The organism is Allorhizobium pseudoryzae, assembly GCF_011046245.1.
Lineage (GTDB): Bacteria > Pseudomonadota > Alphaproteobacteria > Rhizobiales > Rhizobiaceae > Neorhizobium > Neorhizobium pseudoryzae.
The window spans coordinates 2,862,316-2,880,306 of record NZ_CP049241.1 but is presented as its reverse complement, the minus strand read 5'-3'; the positions used below and the strand labels follow the sequence as shown (position 1 = coordinate 2,880,306).

Annotated in this window: 18 protein-coding genes; 9 read left to right on the top strand and 9 right to left on the bottom strand. The window is 63.7% G+C overall.

Going from position 1 to position 17,991, the window contains the following annotated elements:
• Positions 1-20 precede the first annotated feature (20 nt).
• Positions 21-1,277, top strand: a complete 1,257-nt coding sequence (gene tyrS, locus G6N78_RS13870) for a tyrosine--tRNA ligase (RefSeq protein WP_165219382.1) — start codon at positions 21-23, stop codon at positions 1,275-1,277.
• 56 nt (positions 1,278-1,333) lie between these two features.
• Here tyrS and G6N78_RS13865 read toward each other — a convergent pair whose 3' ends face one another.
• A complete protein-coding gene (locus G6N78_RS13865; RefSeq protein ID WP_165219380.1) occupies positions 1,334-4,744 on the bottom strand; it encodes a YhdP family protein in 3,411 nt (1,136 codons plus the stop codon).
• 114 nt (positions 4,745-4,858) lie between these two features.
• On the opposite strand from G6N78_RS13865, the gene bcp reads away from it, so the two are divergent.
• The 5 genes from bcp (at position 4,859) to G6N78_RS13840 (ending at position 9,681) form a co-directional block, all read left to right on the top strand.
• Positions 4,859-5,326, top strand: a complete 468-nt coding sequence (bcp, locus tag G6N78_RS13860) for a thioredoxin-dependent thiol peroxidase (protein WP_165219378.1) — start codon at positions 4,859-4,861, stop codon at positions 5,324-5,326.
• 13 nt (positions 5,327-5,339) lie between these two features.
• A complete protein-coding gene (locus G6N78_RS13855; RefSeq protein WP_165219376.1) occupies positions 5,340-6,182 on the top strand; it encodes a ferritin-like domain-containing protein in 843 nt (280 codons plus the stop codon).
• 89 nt (positions 6,183-6,271) lie between these two features.
• Positions 6,272-7,570, top strand: coding sequence for a M23 family metallopeptidase (locus G6N78_RS13850; RefSeq protein WP_165219375.1), 1,299 nt, complete (start codon positions 6,272-6,274; stop codon positions 7,568-7,570).
• Between the two features lie 178 nt (positions 7,571-7,748).
• On the top strand, positions 7,749-9,257 hold the full coding sequence (locus G6N78_RS13845; RefSeq protein WP_165219373.1) for a DEAD/DEAH box helicase: 1,509 nt from the start codon (positions 7,749-7,751) through the stop codon (positions 9,255-9,257).
• Positions 9,258-9,264: 7 nt separating this feature from the next.
• A complete protein-coding gene (locus G6N78_RS13840; RefSeq protein WP_165219371.1) occupies positions 9,265-9,681 on the top strand; it encodes an NUDIX domain-containing protein in 417 nt (138 codons plus the stop codon).
• A gap of 6 nt (positions 9,682-9,687) precedes the next feature.
• Here G6N78_RS13840 and G6N78_RS13835 read toward each other — a convergent pair whose 3' ends face one another.
• Genes G6N78_RS13835 through G6N78_RS13800 form a run of 8 tightly spaced genes read right to left on the bottom strand, consistent with a single transcriptional unit; the run spans position 9,688 to position 15,598 of the window.
• Entirely contained in the window at positions 9,688-10,011 is a 324-nt protein-coding gene (locus G6N78_RS13835; protein ID WP_165219369.1) for a TfoX/Sxy family protein, read from the bottom strand.
• 4 nt (positions 10,012-10,015) lie between these two features.
• Positions 10,016-11,650, bottom strand: coding sequence for an NTP transferase domain-containing protein (locus G6N78_RS13830; protein WP_165219367.1), 1,635 nt, complete (start codon positions 11,648-11,650; stop codon positions 10,016-10,018).
• Positions 11,647-12,345, bottom strand: coding sequence for an XdhC family protein (locus G6N78_RS13825; protein WP_165219365.1), 699 nt, complete (start codon positions 12,343-12,345; stop codon positions 11,647-11,649). Before G6N78_RS13825 ends, G6N78_RS13830 begins: the two co-directional genes overlap by 4 nt.
• Positions 12,345-12,665 carry an XdhC family protein gene (locus G6N78_RS13820; protein ID WP_165219363.1) on the bottom strand — a complete coding sequence of 107 codons (321 nt, stop codon included), beginning with the start codon at positions 12,663-12,665 and terminating at the stop codon, positions 12,345-12,347. Before G6N78_RS13820 ends, G6N78_RS13825 begins: the two co-directional genes overlap by 1 nt.
• Positions 12,662-13,927 carry a vWA domain-containing protein gene (locus tag G6N78_RS13815; protein ID WP_165219361.1) on the bottom strand — a complete coding sequence of 422 codons (1,266 nt, stop codon included), beginning with the start codon at positions 13,925-13,927 and terminating at the stop codon, positions 12,662-12,664. The genes G6N78_RS13820 and G6N78_RS13815 overlap by 4 nt, the downstream gene beginning before the upstream one ends.
• Positions 13,928-13,931: 4 nt before the next feature.
• On the bottom strand, positions 13,932-14,861 hold the full coding sequence (locus G6N78_RS13810) for an AAA family ATPase (protein ID WP_165219359.1): 930 nt from the start codon (positions 14,859-14,861) through the stop codon (positions 13,932-13,934).
• 24 nt (positions 14,862-14,885) lie between these two features.
• Positions 14,886-15,335, bottom strand: coding sequence for a flavin reductase (locus G6N78_RS13805; RefSeq protein WP_165221800.1), 450 nt, complete (start codon positions 15,333-15,335; stop codon positions 14,886-14,888).
• A gap of 56 nt (positions 15,336-15,391) precedes the next feature.
• The gene (locus G6N78_RS13800) at positions 15,392-15,598 is read right to left on the bottom strand and encodes a hypothetical protein (RefSeq protein ID WP_165219357.1); all 207 of its coding nucleotides are present in this window, start codon (positions 15,596-15,598) and stop codon (positions 15,392-15,394) included.
• Here G6N78_RS13800 and G6N78_RS13795 point away from each other — a divergent pair.
• From G6N78_RS13795 to G6N78_RS13785, 3 genes are all read left to right on the top strand, one after another.
• Positions 15,597-16,667 carry a branched-chain amino acid ABC transporter substrate-binding protein gene (locus G6N78_RS13795; RefSeq protein WP_165219355.1) on the top strand — a complete coding sequence of 357 codons (1,071 nt, stop codon included), beginning with the start codon at positions 15,597-15,599 and terminating at the stop codon, positions 16,665-16,667. The two genes, G6N78_RS13800 and G6N78_RS13795, sit on opposite strands and share 2 nt — an antisense overlap.
• A 79-nt stretch (positions 16,668-16,746) precedes the next feature.
• Positions 16,747-17,424: a ribulose-phosphate 3-epimerase gene (rpe, locus tag G6N78_RS13790; protein ID WP_165219353.1), complete on the top strand. Its 678-nt coding sequence runs from the start codon at positions 16,747-16,749 to the stop codon at positions 17,422-17,424.
• Positions 17,421-17,924 (top strand): hypothetical protein, encoded by a 504-nt coding sequence (locus tag G6N78_RS13785; RefSeq protein ID WP_165219351.1) that lies wholly within the window; start codon positions 17,421-17,423, stop codon positions 17,922-17,924. Before rpe ends, G6N78_RS13785 begins: the two co-directional genes overlap by 4 nt.
• Positions 17,925-17,991: the final 67 nt, after the last annotated feature.

Genomic DNA, 17,991 nt, shown 5'->3' with positions numbered 1-17,991 from the left:
ACACCTGCCAGAGATTGATGATGTCCAGGTTCAAGTCCGATTTTCTCCGCACGCTCGACGAACGCGGTTTCATTCACCAGGTTTCCGATGAAACCGGTCTGGATGACCTGCTGACCAAGGAAACCGTGACGGCGTATATCGGCTATGACCCGACCGCCTCCAGCCTGCATGTCGGCCACCTGACGCAGATCATGATGCTGCACTGGTTCCAGGCCACGGGTCATCGCCCGATCTCGCTGATGGGCGGCGGCACCGGCATGGTGGGCGATCCCTCCTTCAAGGAAGAGGCCCGCAAACTGATGACGGTCGACATGATCGAGGAGAACATTTCCTCGATCAAGCGCGTCTTCGCCAATTACCTCAACTATGACGCCGGCCCCAAGGGCGGCGCGCTGATGATCAACAATGCCGAATGGCTGCGTCCGCTGAACTATCTCGAGTTCCTGCGCGATGTCGGCCGCCATTTCTCGGTCAATCGCATGCTCTCCTTCGACAGCGTCAAGACCCGGCTTGATCGGGAGCAGTCGCTGTCCTTCCTGGAATTCAACTACATGATCCTCCAGGCCTACGACTTCGTTGAACTGGCCAAGCGCTACGAGTGCCGTCTGCAGATGGGCGGGTCCGACCAGTGGGGCAATATCGTCAACGGCATCGATCTCGGCCACCGCATGGGCACCGATCAGCTCTACGCGCTGACCTCGCCTCTGCTCACCACGGCATCCGGCGCCAAGATGGGCAAGTCGGCCTCCGGCGCCGTGTGGCTGAACGCCGAACTGATGCCGGTCTATGACTTCTGGCAGTACTGGCGCAACACGGAAGATGCTGACGTCGAGCGCTTCATGAAGCTGTTCACCACGATGCCGATGGACGAGATTGCCAAGCTCGCAGCCCTTGGTGGTGCCGAGATTAACGAGGCCAAGAAGATCCTGGCAACCGAGATTACCGCCATCCTGCACGGTCGCGCGGCCGCCGAAGGGGCAGCCGAGACGGCACGCAAGACCTTCGAGGAAGGCGCGCTCTCGCAGAACCTTCCCTCCGTCGAGGTTCCGGCAGCCGAACTCGATGACGGCATCGGCCTGCTCGCCCTGATGGTCCGTGCCGGTCTGGCCGCATCCAACGGCGAAGCCCGCCGTCATGTCCAGGGCGGCGCGGTACGCATCAACGACCAGCCGGTTTCTGACGAACGCCAGGCGATCGGCAGCGCCGAGGTGACCGGCGACGGCGTCATCAAGCTGTCGCTCGGCAAGAAGAAGCACATCCTCGTCCGCCCGGCCTGAAGCCAGGCGGTCATCATCGGATCGGAGAAAGGGCTCGGGTAGAACCGGGCCCTTTCCTATTGGAACTCGAAGATCTGCCGGAATACGCCGGGCGCGATGATGGAAAGCGGATTGATCGCCAGTTTCGGCTGATCGAAAGAGCCAGTCACTTTGAACGTGATGCCGAGCAGGCCGCGGTCGCGGCCGTTGCCGAGGATCGAGCCGATAATCGGCAGTTCGGCAAACAGCCGGTTCAGGCCATAGGCCGGCATGAACGTGCCGGTCAGATCCATGTTGCCCACCGCATCGCGCAGCATGCCCTGGAAGGTCGCGCCGATCTGCTCGCCGCGCACCACGCCGTTTTCCAGCGACAGCGCCCCGCTCCTGTAGACCACCCGTGCAAAGCCGCGCTGGAACTTGGCGGAGCTGACGTCGATGTCGCGTTTGACGGCGGCGTTCAGACTGCGCCCTTCGTCCCCGACGGGCGTCGACACGATCGACTGGAGGCGGCTTTCGTTGACGACGGAGAAGTTTCTAAGGTCGATATAACCGCTCCAGTTCGACCCCTGTTCATTGGTCAGGCGCAGGTTCAGCAGTCCGCCCCGCATATGGTCGTAGAGATTTGCGAAGCGGGCAAAGGCGCCGGCATCGCCGCTGGTGAGAGTGATCGTCCCGCCGCCGTCTGCGCCGATCGTCTTTCCGACGATCGCCTGGCCGCTGGAGGTCACCGCGGCGAGATCGACGCTCTTGAGGTCATTGTCGCGGACAGCACCCGAAAAATTGACGGATCGGATCACTTCGTCATTGAACCCGATCACCCGATCAAGCTTGGCATCGATACGCACATTGGCGCCATCCGCCTCGCTGGACGAGTCGCCGGTGCCGGGCGACTTCATCTTGACGAGGATCGGGCGAAGGTCTGCGCTGTCGCCGGCCAGCGCCACGTCGTATCCCGATTTCGAGCGGCGCAGCGACAACGTGAAGTTATCACCGCTGGAAAGCTGAACGCGGGAAAAGTCTGCCGTCTGCAGTCCCTGCTTGTTGAGCGACAGCTTGCCGACAAGGCCAAAGCCATCCCCGTTGAGGTTGAACTTGCCGATATCGGTTGCCCCGTCCTTGCTGCGCAGCTCAAGATCAGCCTTGGCCGGCACACCCGGGCCCTTCTGCCAGCCAACCCAGGGGGCAGACAGGGTGGCACGCGTCAGATCGAGCTTGACCGACTGGCGATCGGCATCGAGACGGGAGAGTTCGACATCCACCGACCCGCTGACCACATCTCCAAGCCCCGGAGCCAGTTGTTCCCGCTGCTGATTGTTGAGCGTCGCCTTGACGTTGAGTTGCCGTGTGACATCCGACGTCGAACCGATCGGCTCGACCAGCTTGATGTCGGCGGGCACGTCATCGATGGACCCTTTCGCGTTCAGCCGCGCCGCCTTCTGGTCGATGTCGAGCCTGCCGGTGACGCCGCTGATCTCGCGTCCTTCGATCGGTGTCGCGAGATCGACGTCATCAAGGTCGATGCCTGCGGTAAATACCGGCGCCGGCGGCTTCTGGTCGCGGATGAGGCCGAACCGCGCCGTCACGTCTGCACGCGCCTCGCCGGAAAAATCCGCCGCCTTGAACGGCGCATCCTTCAGCCCGTTGATCGGCGGAAAGCTCGCAAGTTCCGCCAGAGCATCGGCACTTCCCGAGAGCTGCAGGTTGAGGTCCGCCATCAGCGGTTTGCTGTAGGTGGAGGCAATGGTGAAGGTGCCACCGTTCGCCGCGACGGTGCGGCCCGAGGGGAAATAGGATCGCGCACTTTTGACATCGACCTTCATCCGCTCACCCTTCAGGTCGAAATGGCCGGTGACATCGCGAAGCGGCGGCAGATCGTTGGTAATGTTCATCCGGTTGTCGGCGATGTCGAAGCTGATGAGCAGCTCGTCGCCGGTTAACTCCAGCGGAACACCAGGCCCCTTCATGCGCCCACCCGGAATGAAGACGGAGATCGACCCGTTGGTCACGGTGCCGCCGAACATGTTGGCCGTCACCCAGTCGCGGGGTTTGCGCGCCATCCAGAACGGCCAGAGCTGCTTGACGGCCGCTACATCCATGCGCGGCAACTGGGCGCCGAAACTGATCTCCGGCGAGACATTGCCGAGCAGGCGCAGTTTCAATGCGCCCGCCATCTGCCCCATCGGACTCGACACGAACATGTCGTCGAATTCCAGCACCCGGTCGCCCGACAGGTAACGTCCATTGGCCTTGAGGTCGAACAGCACCGGTTCGTCGGCACCGGAGGCGCCCTGTGCCCGTCCGCCGCTCACCAGAAGATCGAGCCCGAAGCCAGGCCTTTTCTCGTCCGCATTGACACGGTCGAGATCGATGACTGCACCGCTGAGCGGCAGCACCGTCGGCCCGAAGCGCAGTTCTGACGGCTGGATTTCAATCGAATGTTTCCCAAAATCATAGGCCACCCGCACCTCGGCCCCCGTCAGGTCCTGGGCAACGCCGTCGAAATAAAACACACTTGGCGCGTGATCGATCTGCGCGCGAATGGCGGGTTCGGTCTCCTTGGTATCGCGGGCCGCCGAAAGGTTCAGCGTCACCGCTCCCGCAAGCCCCTCGCGTGGCGTCCCATCTTCGGCGCGCTGCAAAAGGAATGGCGTCAGGTCGAGACCCGTTACCTTGGCTTCGAGACCCCGGGTGACGCCATTGACCGAGGCCGCGTTCACGATCAGGCCTGCCTCGCGCCCATCGAGTTCGATGGTCCCCGTCAGCACCACCTGCCGGCTTTCCGACATCGAAAACACCAGGTCGTCCACGACCAGCGTCGAGACCTTGCCCTCGCGATCCGGCGGAAACTGGATCCGGATGCCGGAGATGTTGATCGAGCCGGTGCCGGTCCGTTCGATCACGCCGCGGGCCTCGTCCAGTCTCTGGAAGGCCTGCTCCAGCCAGGCGGGCAGCCGGTCGATGCGCATCTGGGCGAGATCCATCGGATCGCCTGCCGGCAGAAGGGCCGTGTCGAGGGAGATGTTTTCCGCCTCGATGTGACGGATCGACACCTGGCCGCGCAGCAGGGCCAGAGGATCGATGGCAAGCCGCAGCGCACCGGTGCGCGTCAGATGCGCGCCGGTCGCCACCTCGGTGATATCGACGTCGCGCGCCTCGATGGCGATGCGCAGATCCGAATCGAACCGCAGTGCCGTCGATCCGACGGTCGCCTGGTAACGCGGGCCGATGGCGCCGCTGAGAGCCGATTGCGCCCGCGCCTGAAGCGTGCTGTCGACCGTTCCGGTCTCCACGGCGATGAAGACGCTGGCACTGGCCAGAAGCACCAGCACGATGAAGAAGAAAAGATAGCGTAACACGCCACTTGTCCGCGACCGCGGCGGCGGGCAGTGCACGATCAACGGATCATGCGCCTGGGCCGAGGGCAGGCTATGCAGATCGACAACATCCTTGCGGCGGAAAATCACCTTTTCCCCTCTGATTTCCGCCATTTGAACCTGTATCCGAAACGATGCGCTGACGCGGGTGATCTGGACCCGTCAGGTGCCAGTATATAGCATTCAACACAGTCTTCTCCCAAGATGCTGGCGAAAGAAAGGAAATCCATGTCTGAAATCGCAATCGGCACACCTGCGCCTGGCTTCACTCTTCCGCGTGACGGCGGCGGAACCGTTTCCCTCTCGGATTTTGCCGGCAAGCCGGTGGTCGTCTACTTTTATCCGAAGGACGATACGAGCGGCTGCACCACGGAAGCGATCGACTTTACCAGCCTCACCGATTTGTTTGCCGGCGCTGGCGCAACCGTCATCGGCATCTCGCCCGATTCGGTGTCCAAGCACGACAAGTTCATCAAGAAGCACGACCTCAAGGTGGTTCTGCTGGCTGACGAAGAGCAGGTGGCGGCCAACGCCTATGGCGTGTGGAAGGAAAAGAGCATGTACGGCAAGAAGTACATGGGGATTGAACGCTCGACCTTCCTGATCGGTGCCGACGGCAAGGTCGCGCAGGTCTGGCCGAAGGTGAAGGTGGCCGGCCATGCCGAAGAGGTACTTGAAGCGGTGAAGGCGCTGTGACAAGGACGGGAGCATGACCGATGCTCCCCAACCCTCCGGCCAGAAGATCGTCTCCTTGCGCGGCGGCACGATCGAGGCGATCACATCTGCCGATCTCGACCGCAAGACGGCACTTACCCAGGAGACGGCAACCCGCTGGTTCGAGCGTCGCCTTTCGCTGCGCTCGCCGCTCGATCCGCCGCTGCCCGATCGTCCGGGCCGCCCGGACAAGCCGGAACTGGTGCCGCCGAAACTGGTCGAAAAGCGCTCCCTGCACACGGTGAAGGGACGCATCGCACTTTTGCATGCCATCGCCCATATCGAGCTCAATGCCGTCGACCTGGCGCTCGATATCGTCGCCCGTTACGCCACCGAACCCGTACCGCATTCCTTCTTCGACGGCTGGATGCAGGTGGCCTTCGAGGAAGCAAAGCATTTCCGCATGGTGCGTAACAGGCTGCGGGAACTTGGGGCCGATTACGGCGACATGCCCGCCCATGACGGCCTGTGGCAGGCCGCACACTCGACCCGCAACGACCTGACGGCGCGTCTCGCGGTCGTCCCCCTCATTCTCGAGGCGCGCGGCCTGGACGTCACGCCGGCGCTGCAGGAAAAGATGCGCGAGACCGGTGACCTGGAAACGGCCGATGTCCTCAACGTCATCTACACCGACGAGAAGGGTCATGTGGCCATTGGTGCCAAATGGTTCCGCTTCCTCTGCGCCCGCGAAAAACGCGATCCGGCGGCCACCTTCCAGCAGTTGGTGCGCGCCAATTTCCGTGGCGCGCTGAAGCCGCCGTTCAACGACCTGGCCCGCGCCGAAGCGGGCCTGACGCCGTCCTTCTATCGCACGCTGACCTCCACCAGCAGTGGCTGATCCACCCCGAATTAACCGGCCATTAACCTTAACATTGTGTAGTCACATCTGGTGATGACCGTTGGGTAGAACAGGTGCGGGAGAATCAGGTGGCAGGCACAGGCGATCAACGCGTGTTTGGCAAACGCACCCCCCAGCACGTCCTGATCCTCGCCTCGGGCGAGCGCGTGCGCCACATGGTCATTCGTCCCTGGATGACGGCCGCCGCGATCTGCTTCATTGCCATCTTCACCATCGGTTACCTCGCCGCCACCACCTATCTCGTCCTGCGCGACGACCTGATCGGCGCAGCCATGGCACGCCAGGCGCGCATCCAGCACGATTACGAAGATCGCATCTCGGCGCTGCGGGCTCAGCTTGACCGCATCACCTCGCGGCAACTGCTGGATCAGCAGGTGGTCGAACAGAAGGTGGAAAAACTGCTTGAACAGCAGAACGCGCTCTTCTCCCGGCACGGCAAGCTCGGCGACCTGATGGAACGCGCCGAAGAACAGGGCCTGACGGTGGATACGCCCAAGCCCGTCAACGCCTTCCAGGCTCCTGCAAAGGAAAAGCAGGCCGGCCTCACCGGCGGACTGAAGGCAATCGACCGGCTGCTGTCGGCGGACACGCATTCGGCGGCGCAGTCGTCGGCATCGGCCTTCGCTCCCACCGGCGAAAGCGTCGCGGATCGGGCCGACCGTGTCTTCTCCCGCGTCACCCTGTCGCTGAAGGCCATCGAACAGGAACAGTTTGCCCGCATCCACGGCCTGACCGCCGATGCCGACCGCAAGGCGCAAGCCATGGCCGCCATCATGCGCCGCACGGGTGTCGATCTGCCGGCACAGGATCAAGCCGCCACGGACGGCAACAGCAAGAACGGCCTTGGCGGACCCTTCGTCGAGCCGATCGGCGTCAACGCATTCGATGCCTCCCTCGACAGGCTGGACCTTGCCCTCACCCGCCTCGACACGGTCCGCCAGACGGCCAAGGAACTGCCCTTTTCCAATCCGGCGCCGGGCCGCGACATCACCAGCCCCTTTGGCAACCGCATCGACCCTTTCCTCGGCCGTCTTGCACTGCATGCCGGCATCGATTTCCAGGCCGATGTCGGCGCAAGCGTGCGGGCGACCGGAAGCGGCAAGGTGACCGCCGCCGGTTATTCCGGCGGCTACGGCAACATGGTGGAGATCGATCACGGCCAGGGCATCACGACCCGTTTCGGCCACCTCTCCGGCATTCTCGTCTCCGTCGGCGATCAGGTGGAGGCTGGCCAGATCATCGGCCGGGCGGGATCGACGGGGCGTTCCACCGGTCCGCATATCCATTACGAGGTCCGCCGCAATGGCGACGCCATCGATCCGATGCGCTTCCTGAATGCCGGGCTGAAGCTCACCACCTATATGTAAAAGTTTATTCTTATTCAGCCATTGACCATGAACGGGCAGAATTCACCATTCACGCCTGATCACGGCTGCTTTTCTTGACTTTGCCGGCTATAGCGCTTATGTCGCGCCCATCGTCGGACGACATGTTGATCCGACTCACAGTGTTCTTCTCCGGAACCTAACGGAAATAGTTTTCTCTTTGACCACATTTGCTGATCTTGGCTTGAGCCAGAAAGTCCTTTCCGCTGTGACCGACGCGGGCTATTCGACGCCCACGCCGATCCAGGCTGGCGCGATTCCGCCCGCCCTACAACGCCGCGATATTTGCGGCATCGCACAGACAGGGACCGGCAAGACGGCCTCCTTCGTGCTGCCCATGCTGACCCTTCTCGAAAAGGGCCGTGCCCGGGCGCGCATGCCCCGTACCCTCATTCTGGAACCAACGCGCGAACTCGCCGCGCAGGTAGCGGAAAATTTCGAGAAATACGGCAAGAACCACAAGCTGAACGTGGCTCTTTTGATCGGCGGCGTGTCCTTCGACGATCAGGACCGCAAGCTTGAGCGTGGCGCCGATGTGCTGATCTGCACGCCCGGCCGCCTGCTGGACCATTGCGAACGCGGCAAGCTTCTGATGACGGGTGTCGAAATCCTCGTCATCGACGAAGCCGACCGCATGCTCGACATGGGCTTCATCCCGGATATCGAACGGATCGCCAAGATGATCCCGTTCACCCGCCAGACGCTGTTCTTCTCGGCCACCATGCCGCCGGAAATCCAGAAGCTGGCCGACCGCTTCCTGCAGAACCCGGAACGCGTGGAAGTGGCTCCGCCCTCCTCCACCGCCAAGACCGTGACGCAGCGTCTCGTGGCCGCCCACAACAAGGATTACGAGAAGCGCGCCGTGCTGCGCGCTCTCATCCGTGCCCAGGACGACCTGAAGAACGCGATCATCTTCTGCAACCGCAAGAAGGATGTCGCAGATCTGTTCCGCTCGCTGGAACGCCACGGCTTTTCCGTCGGCGCGCTGCATGGCGACATGGACCAGCGCTCGCGCACCAACATGCTGGCCGGCTTCAAGGACAACCAGATCACGCTGCTCGTCGCTTCTGACGTGGCAGCTCGTGGTCTCGACATCCCGGATGTCAGCCATGTCTTCAATTTCGACGTGCCGATCCATGCGGAAGACTATGTTCACCGCATCGGCCGTACTGGTCGCGCTGGACGTTCCGGCCGCGCCTTTACCCTGGTGACCAAGTCAGACGCCAAATATCTTGACGCGATCGAAAAGCTGATCGGCGAAAAGATCGAATGGGCGAATGGCGATCTGTCTGCGCTTCCGGCTCCCATGGAGAGCCAGGACAGCGGTCGTGGACGCGGCGGCAAGGGCCGCGAGCGCGACAAGGACAGAGACAAAGATCGTGGCCGTGGCAAACGCGGTCACAAAGCAGACATCCGCGTGGAGCAAGATGCGGATGACGTCGCAGAGATCACACCCCGGGAAACAAGGACGGACAGCGTGGCAGCAGAACCTCAGAAGGCGGAACATCGCAAGCATCAGCATGGCGGCCGCAATCCGGGACGCCCCTATCCGGCCAATGACGATCATCAGCGCCGCCGCCGCCGCGACGACGATGACGGCCCGACGCCGGTCGGCTTCGGTGACGATATCCCGGCATTCATGCTGATCGTCGCCAGCGCCAAGGCCTGAATGTGCCATGGGTCTTCCCGGCATTGATTTCCCGGGCTTCGGCACGGGTCTCGTGATCCGGCGAAGCGATGGCAAGATCCTGCTCTACAAGCGTATGAAATCACCGGAAGCCGGCCACTGGAACATCGTGGGCGGCAAGGTGGATCATATGGAGCATTCCGCCGATGCGGCCTGCCGTGAGGCGGAAGAGGAAACGGGTCTGTCGATCGGGCCGGTCACCTTCCTTGGCGTCTCGGAACAGCGGATCGAGGCCGACCGTCAGCACTGGATTTCCATGCTGTACCTGGCAGACAATTTCGCAGGAGAGCCGCAGCTGACGGAGCCGGACAAGCTGTCGGAATTCGGCTGGTTTTCGCCCGACGCTCTGCCCTTACCGCTCTCCGTGTTTACCCAGGAAGCGATCCGGCTTCTGCCAAAATCCTGAGCCGGATCAGCTTTTGGCGGTCCGCAGTCCTGCCTCGAAGGCAAGTCGGCTCCAGCGCGCCATGATGTCCGGATCGTCCAACGCCTCGTCGGGGATCGACCAGTAGGGCATCAGCACCGGCTTGCCGGATTTCCCTTCATAGGACCATTGCCGGGCCCCTGCTTCGGCAAACAGCGGCGCCGTCTCGGCATCCGCCTTCAGCATGACTTCGTCGTAAAGTTCCAGCGCGAAGATGACGCCCTGGTGATAAATGCCCTTGCCGCCGAACATGCGGCGAATGCTGATCGAACCCAGGCTCTCGAACATTTCCTCGATGGCGGCATTGTCCATCCGTTCAACCCCTCAGAATTCCACCGGCGGCCTCAACCGCCTCGGGCGTATCGACATCCACATGCGCCGCGGCGCCAAGCTCGACGTCGATGATCGGCAGGCCGCAGGTCTCGATCACGTGCCGGGCGCCGACATCCCCCTCCAGCAACATCAGGTCCGCAAAGGTAGCCCGCGGCAGGATCACCGGATTGCCGCGCTTGCCGTTCGCAACGGCACGCACGATCGCACGTCCCTCCGCTTCGAGGAAGGCATCGCTCAGCCGCTCCAGATCATCCGACGTGAGACCCGGCATATCGGCAAGCAGCACCATCACGCCCGCCACATCGGCCAGCGCGGGAGACGACAATCCGGCTTTCAGCGAGCTTGCCATGCCGGTGGAGAAAGCCGGATTATCGACGATGGCCAGCGGCAGCCCCGTCAATGCCGTGGTGACCTCCGTCGCCCGATGCCCGATGACGGCCACCAGCGGTCCTCGCAGCGCATCCAGCGCCCGCTCGGCGATCCGGCGGACCAGCGGAACACCCTCGAATTCGGCAAGCAGCTTGTGGCCGGCCTCGCCCATGCGGCTCGCCCGCCCTGCCGCCAGAAGGACAGCGCCCAGGTCTTGCTCGGTGAGCGTCGCGCGTATCGCCTCGCGCGGCCGGGGACGGCTTGGAATTTCCATCAGAAGGCCTCCGACACCCAACCCAGACAAGGTCTCATCGCTCGGCACTTCGCCGGCTAACAACCGAGAGAGCACCCAGTCAAAACCGTTCTCCTTCGGCGAGCGGGCGCATCCGGGGGCAACGATCACCGGCACGTCGCCGCAATGGCCGAGCACCAGCAGATTGCCGGGATCGACCGGCAGTCCGACCCGGTTCACCACGCCGCCGGCAAGCCGTATGGCCTGCGGCAGAACGTCGAATGCATCGCAGACGGCAGAAGCGCCGAACAGGATCACCATGCGGGCGCTCGCGCCGCCATCCGCGGCCAGCGCAGCGCGGATTGCCTCTGTCACCTGATCCTGCCGATGCGCCACCCGCCGTTCCGAGACGATGACGCTGCCGGACGGCTCCAGCCGACGGCGCAGCAGCTGTGCGGTCTTGTCCAGCACGGAGGCCTTCATCTGCGGCAGTTCGGTCTGGATCAGCGAGACGGAATGGGCCCGATAGGGTTTCACCCTCACCGCCGCCCCGCTGGCCAGAACAGCCCGTGCCGCCTCGACCGTGTCTGCACCAACCGCAAGCGGAATGATCTTGATGGTCGCCACCATGTCACCCGCATGGACCGCGGCATGATCGGCCAGACTGGCAATCGTGATCGCCGGATCGATCCGGTTGAACCGGTCGATCAGGTCGCGGTCGGCACGAAACAGGCCGTTAACAGTCGCATGAATGTTGACGCGCCCGGTGCTTGCCTCCGTCTTGCGCAGCCCGGTCAGGTCGAGCGCGCCGGCCAGCCGTTCCGCCGCCTCGTCTTCCGTCAGATCGCCCTCTTCAAGCCGTGCCACGATGACGGTTTCGATTCCCTCCGCCTGAAGCCGCAGCACGGCGCCTGCCGTCAGCAGCGTGCCCTTGGGCAGCCTGCCGCCGGACAGAAGGATACCGTGGGCAAGCATCGCCCCTTGTGCCTCGTTGACCGACACCGGGCCAAAAATCATGCGGCGTCTCCCGACAGCGCACGGCGGCGGAAGGCCTGGACGATTTCGGCCATGATGGCGAGCGCGATTTCCTCCGGGCTGGAGGCGCCGATATCAAGGCCGATGGGCGCGCGGATGCCGGACAGTTGCGTCTCGGACAGCCCCAGCGCCGCAAGCCGTTCCAGCCGCTTCGCATGGGTCTTCCGGCTCCCCAGTGCCCCGACATAGAAACAGCCGCGGCGCAGCCCTTCTGCCAGGGCAAAATCGTCGATCTTCGGATCATGGGTCACGGCGGCGAGCGCCGTATAGGCATCGAGCGGTCGTTGCGGCAGAACATCCTCCGGCCAGTCCGCGACGAGATCGACACCTTCGAAGCGTTCCGGTGTGGCAAAGGCGGTGCGCGGATCGATGATGGTGAGATCGTACCCGACCACCGGTGCCAGCCGCGCCAGCGCCTGGGTGATGTGCACGGCGCCAATCGCGACGACGCGCGGCGGCGGCAGGTGAACGTTGAGAAAGACGCTCGCGCCTTCGATGTCCACCGTACCGGATTTGCCAGTCCGTAGGGCCTTCTCCGCCGCCTCCCGCAACCCCTCCGGCCATGTGTCGCCTTCTATGAGAACCTCCGATCGGCCGGTCGCGAGATACGTCGCAAGCAGGCTGCCCTTGCGCGCCTGTCGTGCGGCATTGAGAGCCGCAAGAATGGAGAGTTCCATCAATTGAGCCTTTCCACATAGACGCGGATGCGCCCGCCGCAGGAAAGTCCGACCCGCCAGGCCGTCTCGTCTGCCACGCCGAATTCCAGCATCTTTGGCGCACCCGTGGCGATCACGTCCATCGCTTCGGAGATGACGGCGCCCTCGACGCAGCCGCCCGAGACGGAGCCCTCGAAATTGCCCTCGCCATCGATCACCAGATGGCTGCCGGCTGGTCGCGGCGCAGAACCCCAGGTTTCGATAACGGTGGCCAGCGCCACGGCGCGGCCGTCGCGTCGCCAGCCTTCTGCCGTCAGCAGCGGATCGATGGTGCCGGTCATGATGTTCTCCCCGGAAAATGCCGGCCGGCGAAAAAGCGGCGCGGATCTGCAGCCTTCGATGTATGTCCGGAAAGGGCAGCTGCAAGATCGGCAAGCGAATTCAGGGTGTGCACCGGTCGAAATTCATCCACATGCGGCAGCATGGCCTTGACGCCACGCGCCCGCGCCTCGAACCCTTCGAAGCGCAGCAGCGGATTGAGCCAGATCAGCCGGCGACAGGAGCGGTGCAGACGATCCATTTCAAGTTCCAGTTCCTCCACGCCGTCGCGTTCCAACCCGTCGGTGATCAAAAGCACCACCGGCCCGCCGCTCATCACCCGGCGTCCCCAATGGCGGTTGAAGCGGGCAAGCGTCGCCCCGATCCGCGTTCCGCCCGACCAGTCGGCCACCTGCGCCGTGCAGGCGGCGAGCGCCTCGTCCGGGTCGCGCTGCCGCAGCGCTCGCGTCACATTGGTCAGCCGCGTGCCGAACAGGAAGACATGGCAGCGCCGCCGCTTTTCCATCACCGCGTGGCAGAACGATAGGAAAATCCGGCTGTACTGGCTCATCGAGCCGGAAATATCGACGAGCACGACGAGCGGCGGGGTTTCTTTTCGCCGGCTGCGAAATTTCGGCAGCATCAGATCGCCGCCGGTGCGCATCGCCGCCCGCAGCGTCGCCTTCGGGTCCAGCCGCGGCGGATGGGGCGAGGCGCGGAAGCGGCGCGTCACCACCGTCTCCAGCGGCATCACCAGCCTTGCAATCTCGCGCCGCGCCAGTGCCAGTTCGGCCGCACTCATCTGGGCGAAATCCGTTTTGCGCAGCACTTCCGAACCGGACGCGGTGAAGCGCGCGTCGGTTTCGATCTCCGGCGGCGCCTCGCGTTTCGGCGGACGCGCCTGCTTCGCGACGAGCGAGTCGTTGACCCGCGACGAGGCGGGCTTCGGCTTTTCCTTCTCCCGCGTGTCAGCCAGTTTCGGCGACATCATCTGGATCATCTTCTCGATCAGATCGCGCTTGCGCCAGAACAGGCGGAAGGCCTCGTCGAACACCGCCATATCCTCGCGCCGCTTGACGAAGACGGCCGAGAGCGCCGCGTGAAACTCCTCGCGCGCGCCAAGCCCGATCGCCTCTGCCGCGGCCACCGCATCGAGCGTCGCCTGCGGCGAGGTTTTCAGCCCCGCCCGCCGCAGCACACGAGAGAAATAGAGGATGTTCTCCGCCAGCCGTCCATCTCCGACGGGGACAGGCGGCAGAACGGCACCGTCACGGGCATCACGCATCGGATCACCCCGCCGCCAACAATTCCGCTTTCACTTCGGAGAGGATACGCTCCCCCTCGCCGCCCCGGATACGGGCAATATCGTCCTGATATTTCAGGAGCGTGCCGAGCGTGTCGGAAATCGTTTCCGGGTCAAGCGCAATCCGGTCGAGTTCGGTCAGTGCCGTTGCCCAGTCGATGGTTTCGGCAACCCCCGGGTTCTTGAAGAGAGCAACGGTGCGGAGCTTCTGCACATAGGAAACCACCTGCCGCGACAGCGCCTCGGCGGCACCCGGCACCTTGCGGGTGAGGATCGAAAGTTCCTGGGCGGCATCCGGATAATCCACCCAGTGGTAGAGGCAGCGGCGCTTCAGCGCATCGTGGATTTCCCGCGTGCGGTTGGTGGTGATGATGACGATCGGCGGTTCCGCCGCCTTGATCGTCCCGAGCTCCGGGATCGTCACCTGGAAATCCGACAGCACCTCCAAGAGATAGGCCTCGAACGCCTCATCGGCGCGGTCCAACTCGTCGATCAGGAAGACGGGCGCCGCCTCACCCGCATGGCCGAGCGCCTGCAGAACGGGACGGCGGATCAGGTGGCGTTCGGAATAGAGATTGGCCTCCAGCCGCTCGCGGTCTTCCAGACCGGCGGCTTCCGAGAGCCGAATGTCCAGCATCTGCGCCGGATAATTCCATTCGTAGACGGCGGACGAGACGTCGAGACCCTCGTAACACTGCAGCCGGATCAGGGGTCGGTTGAGCCCCTTCGACAGGGCTTTGGCGATCTCCGTCTTGCCGACGCCGGCTTCGCCCTCGAGGAACAGCGGACGCTTCATCTTCAGCGCCAGTAAAATCACGGTCGCAAGCCCGCGACCGGCCAGATAATCCTGAGCCTCCAGAAAGCGCATCATCTCGTCGATGGATTGCGGCAGATGCGGCACGGTGTCGTCAGCCATGGTGTTCCTCCCATGAGACGGATGCTACAGCGCGTGAAAGGCCCGGTCCAGATAAAGAAGCGGCGGATTTTGCGGCCCGAAATGCATCGCCACCACCGTGCCGAACAGCACCAGATGCGTCGACATGCGGCGGATCTCCAGAAGCCGGCAGTCGAAGGCAACCAGCGCATCGGAGAGAATGGGCGCACCGGTCAACAGTCGCTGCCAGTGACCGAGCGCAAAGCGATCCTCGACCGGCAGTTCGTCGAAGCCGGCGAGCGCCCGGGCGAGAGGTTGGTGATGGGCAGCCAGAGCATTCAGCGCAAACCGGCCGCTCTCTTCGAAGATGGCATTCTTCGCATTGCTGGCATTTAGGCAGACCAGCACGGTCGCCGGATCGTCGGAGACGGAGCACGCCGCCGTCGCCGTCACGCCCCGGCGCACGCCCTCCCATTCGGTGGTGACCGCCTGCACATGCCCGGCATACCGCGCCATGCCGTTGCGGTAGATAGCGGGATCGACGGGCACGGGAACCGGCTTTTCGGATAGGGTCACGCAATCTCCTCCCTCGCGGTCCAGGTGGACCACGTTCTCGCAAGGATATGGGCAAATGGTTGACGCTTGTCCACCAGCCCGGCACCGGCCGAACCGTCCGCCGCCATTTTGCGCTGCCTGGTAAGCACCGCGGCGCCGATTTTCTTTGACCCACGCTGCAGCGCAGCTAAATGTGAGGCAAAGAGAGGGAAAATTTGCTGCATGCTGCCACACTCGCTCCGTTTTGCCGTTCCTCTGGTCTCAGCCCTCCTCGCGGCGGATGCGGCCGGGGCTGCCGTGATTGGAGTGGTGGCGCCGCAGCAGGGCCCCTATGCCGCGCTGGGCGCCCAGATTTTTGCCGGCGCGCGCGCCGCAGCGGGCGACAGCGACCAGATCATCGCCGTCAACGAAACCTGCGAACAGGGCAACGGCACGGATGTGGCCGATCGCCTGATGGCGGCGAACGTTGCGGTGGCAATCGGTTTCCTCTGCGTCGAGACGGCGGCGGAAGCCTTGCCGCGTCTCAAGATGGACAATATCCCGGCGATCTCGGTGTCGGTCCGCTCGAAAATCCTGATGGAGGATGCGCAGCGCTACCAGTGGCCGTTCTTCCGGCTCGCGCCGGTGGACGGCATGGAGGCCAAAAAACTCGCCGAGGTGATCCTCAGCCGCTGGCAGAACCGTCCGATCGCGCTCGTCGATGATGGGACGATCTACGGCCGCGAATTGCTGAGCGCGGTCCGCCAGCAGATCGAGGCCGGCGGCATCAAACCGGTGTTCACCGATACCTTCCGCCCCGGCCAGGAACAGCAACTGGCGCTCGTGCGCCGCCTGGTGGCGGCCGGCGCCAGTCACGTGATTGTCGGTGGCGACCGGACCGATGTCGCAGTGATGGCCCGCGATGCGGCCCAGGAGGGCGCGCCTTTCACCTTCGTCGGCGGCGATGTCATGCGCGCAGCAGACCGACCCTTGCCGCTGGCGGATGGGACGCTTGCCGTTGCCCTCCCGCCCTATGCGGAGCTTTCCGCCGCAACGGAAGTGACGGCAAAGCTTCGCAGCCAGGGCATCGAACCGGAGGGCTACACGCTGCCGGCCTATGCAGCGGTGGAGACGGCACGGGCGGCACTTTCCAAGGCACCGCAATCGCTGACCGAGACCTTGCGCACTCTGACCGTCGAGACCGTCCTCGGCCCTCTCCGTTTTGGCGCGGATCACGAACTGGCGGAGAACCCATTCCGCCTGCAGGAATGGCGCAGCAACGCCTTTCACATCGCCGAGCCGGAAACGGAATAAGCGCAGCCGGCACCAATTGTGCGGATGCAAAGGGAGTGTTAAGCGGGCGCAACGCACACTGCCCAGCCGGAGGAACTCCATGCCGTCGCCGATCCTGATTGCCCCGTCCATTCTTGCCGCCGATTTTTCCAAGCTCGGCCAGGAGGTGCGCGATGTCGTGGAAGCGGGTGCGGACTGGATCCATCTCGACGTGATGGACGGCCATTTCGTGCCCAACATCTCGTTTGGCCCGGATGTCATCAAGTCGCTGCGGCCGCACACGAAGGCCTATTTCGACTGCCACCTGATGATCGCGCCCGCCGATCCCTACCTCGAGGCCTTTGCCAAGGCGGGCTGCGACAGCATCACAGTCCATGCGGAAGCGGGCGCCCATCTGCACCGCTCGCTGCAGACCATCCGCGCACTCGGCAAAAAGGTCGGCGTCACGCTCAATCCGGCAACCCCCCTCTCGGTTCTGGAAAACGTCATCGATGATATCGACCTGATCCTGATCATGAGCGTCAATCCGGGTTTCGGCGGCCAGAAGTTCATCCCCGCCATGGTGGACAAGATCGCCGCCGCGAAGGCGCTGATCGGCGGCCGCCCGATCGACCTGCAGGTGGATGGCGGCATCACGGCAGAGACGATCGGTTCGGCGGTCAACGCCGGCGCCAATGTCTTCGTCGCAGGCTCTGCCGTCTACAAGGGCAACGGCGTTGCCGATTACCGCACCAACATCGAGGCATTGCGCGCCGCCTCAGAAAGCATCGTGGTTTGATCGAAGCGAGCCGCTCCCGGTCGATCCTGCGCCTGCCGGTCATCCCGGTGCTGGCCGGCGCGATCGCCTGGAGCTTTGCGACCAGCCTCATCGCTGCCATGAATCTCGCCGAAAGCGGCCGTTTCGACAGTTTTCACCTCTCGACCATTCTGGTGATCTTTGCCGCCGGCGGTTCGCTCTCCTGGGTCCTTTCGGTCCTTTGCCTTGCCGTGCTGCGGCCAGCGCTTCAGCGGTCGCGGATCGCACTCGTTTCCGTCGCTTTCCTCGGCCTCGGGCTTGCGACCATCACCGTCACCGCCGGCCTGTTTGCGCTGGATTATCGCGCCTTCTACGCCCGCTGGCACGCCGATGCCTTCAGCCGCGACTGGTTCCTGCAGCAGGCCTTCACCACCGCTTCGGCGCTCTACCAGTTCCTGGTTATCGGCCTCAGGCTCTATCTGCCCTATGGGCCGCTGGCCCTGGCGGGTGCGACTGCGCTCTTGTTGCGCACCACGCGCTGAGAACCGATCCCAACCATATCAGACTTGGTATTGGCCGCTCTTCTTGCTAAAGCGGGCGCAAATTCTC

Coding starts and splice junctions, on each gene's coding strand:
- G6N78_RS13835 (WP_165219369.1), bottom strand. CDS start 10,011: ATGGACAATGCCGCCATCGAGGAAATGTTCGAGAGCCTGGGTTCGATC.
- G6N78_RS13800 (WP_165219357.1), bottom strand. CDS start 15,598: ATGCAGCAAATTTTCCCTCTCTTTGCCTCACATTTAGCTGCGCTGCAG.
- G6N78_RS13820 (WP_165219363.1), bottom strand. CDS start 12,665: ATGACCGGCACCATCGATCCGCTGCTGACGGCAGAAGGCTGGCGACGC.
- G6N78_RS13815 (WP_165219361.1), bottom strand. CDS start 13,927: ATGCGTGATGCCCGTGACGGTGCCGTTCTGCCGCCTGTCCCCGTCGGA.
- tyrS (WP_165219382.1), top strand. CDS start 21: ATGTCCAGGTTCAAGTCCGATTTTCTCCGCACGCTCGACGAACGCGGT.
- G6N78_RS13855 (WP_165219376.1), top strand. CDS start 5,340: ATGACCGATGCTCCCCAACCCTCCGGCCAGAAGATCGTCTCCTTGCGC.
- G6N78_RS13795 (WP_165219355.1), top strand. CDS start 15,597: ATGCTGCCACACTCGCTCCGTTTTGCCGTTCCTCTGGTCTCAGCCCTC.
- bcp (WP_165219378.1), top strand. CDS start 4,859: ATGTCTGAAATCGCAATCGGCACACCTGCGCCTGGCTTCACTCTTCCG.
- G6N78_RS13825 (WP_165219365.1), bottom strand. CDS start 12,345: ATGGAACTCTCCATTCTTGCGGCTCTCAATGCCGCACGACAGGCGCGC.
- rpe (WP_165219353.1), top strand. CDS start 16,747: ATGCCGTCGCCGATCCTGATTGCCCCGTCCATTCTTGCCGCCGATTTT.
- G6N78_RS13865 (WP_165219380.1), bottom strand. CDS start 4,744: ATGGCGGAAATCAGAGGGGAAAAGGTGATTTTCCGCCGCAAGGATGTT.
- G6N78_RS13830 (WP_165219367.1), bottom strand. CDS start 11,650: ATGATTTTTGGCCCGGTGTCGGTCAACGAGGCACAAGGGGCGATGCTT.
- G6N78_RS13840 (WP_165219371.1), top strand. CDS start 9,265: ATGGGTCTTCCCGGCATTGATTTCCCGGGCTTCGGCACGGGTCTCGTG.
- G6N78_RS13810 (WP_165219359.1), bottom strand. CDS start 14,861: ATGGCTGACGACACCGTGCCGCATCTGCCGCAATCCATCGACGAGATG.
- G6N78_RS13805 (WP_165221800.1), bottom strand. CDS start 15,335: ATGGCGCGGTATGCCGGGCATGTGCAGGCGGTCACCACCGAATGGGAG.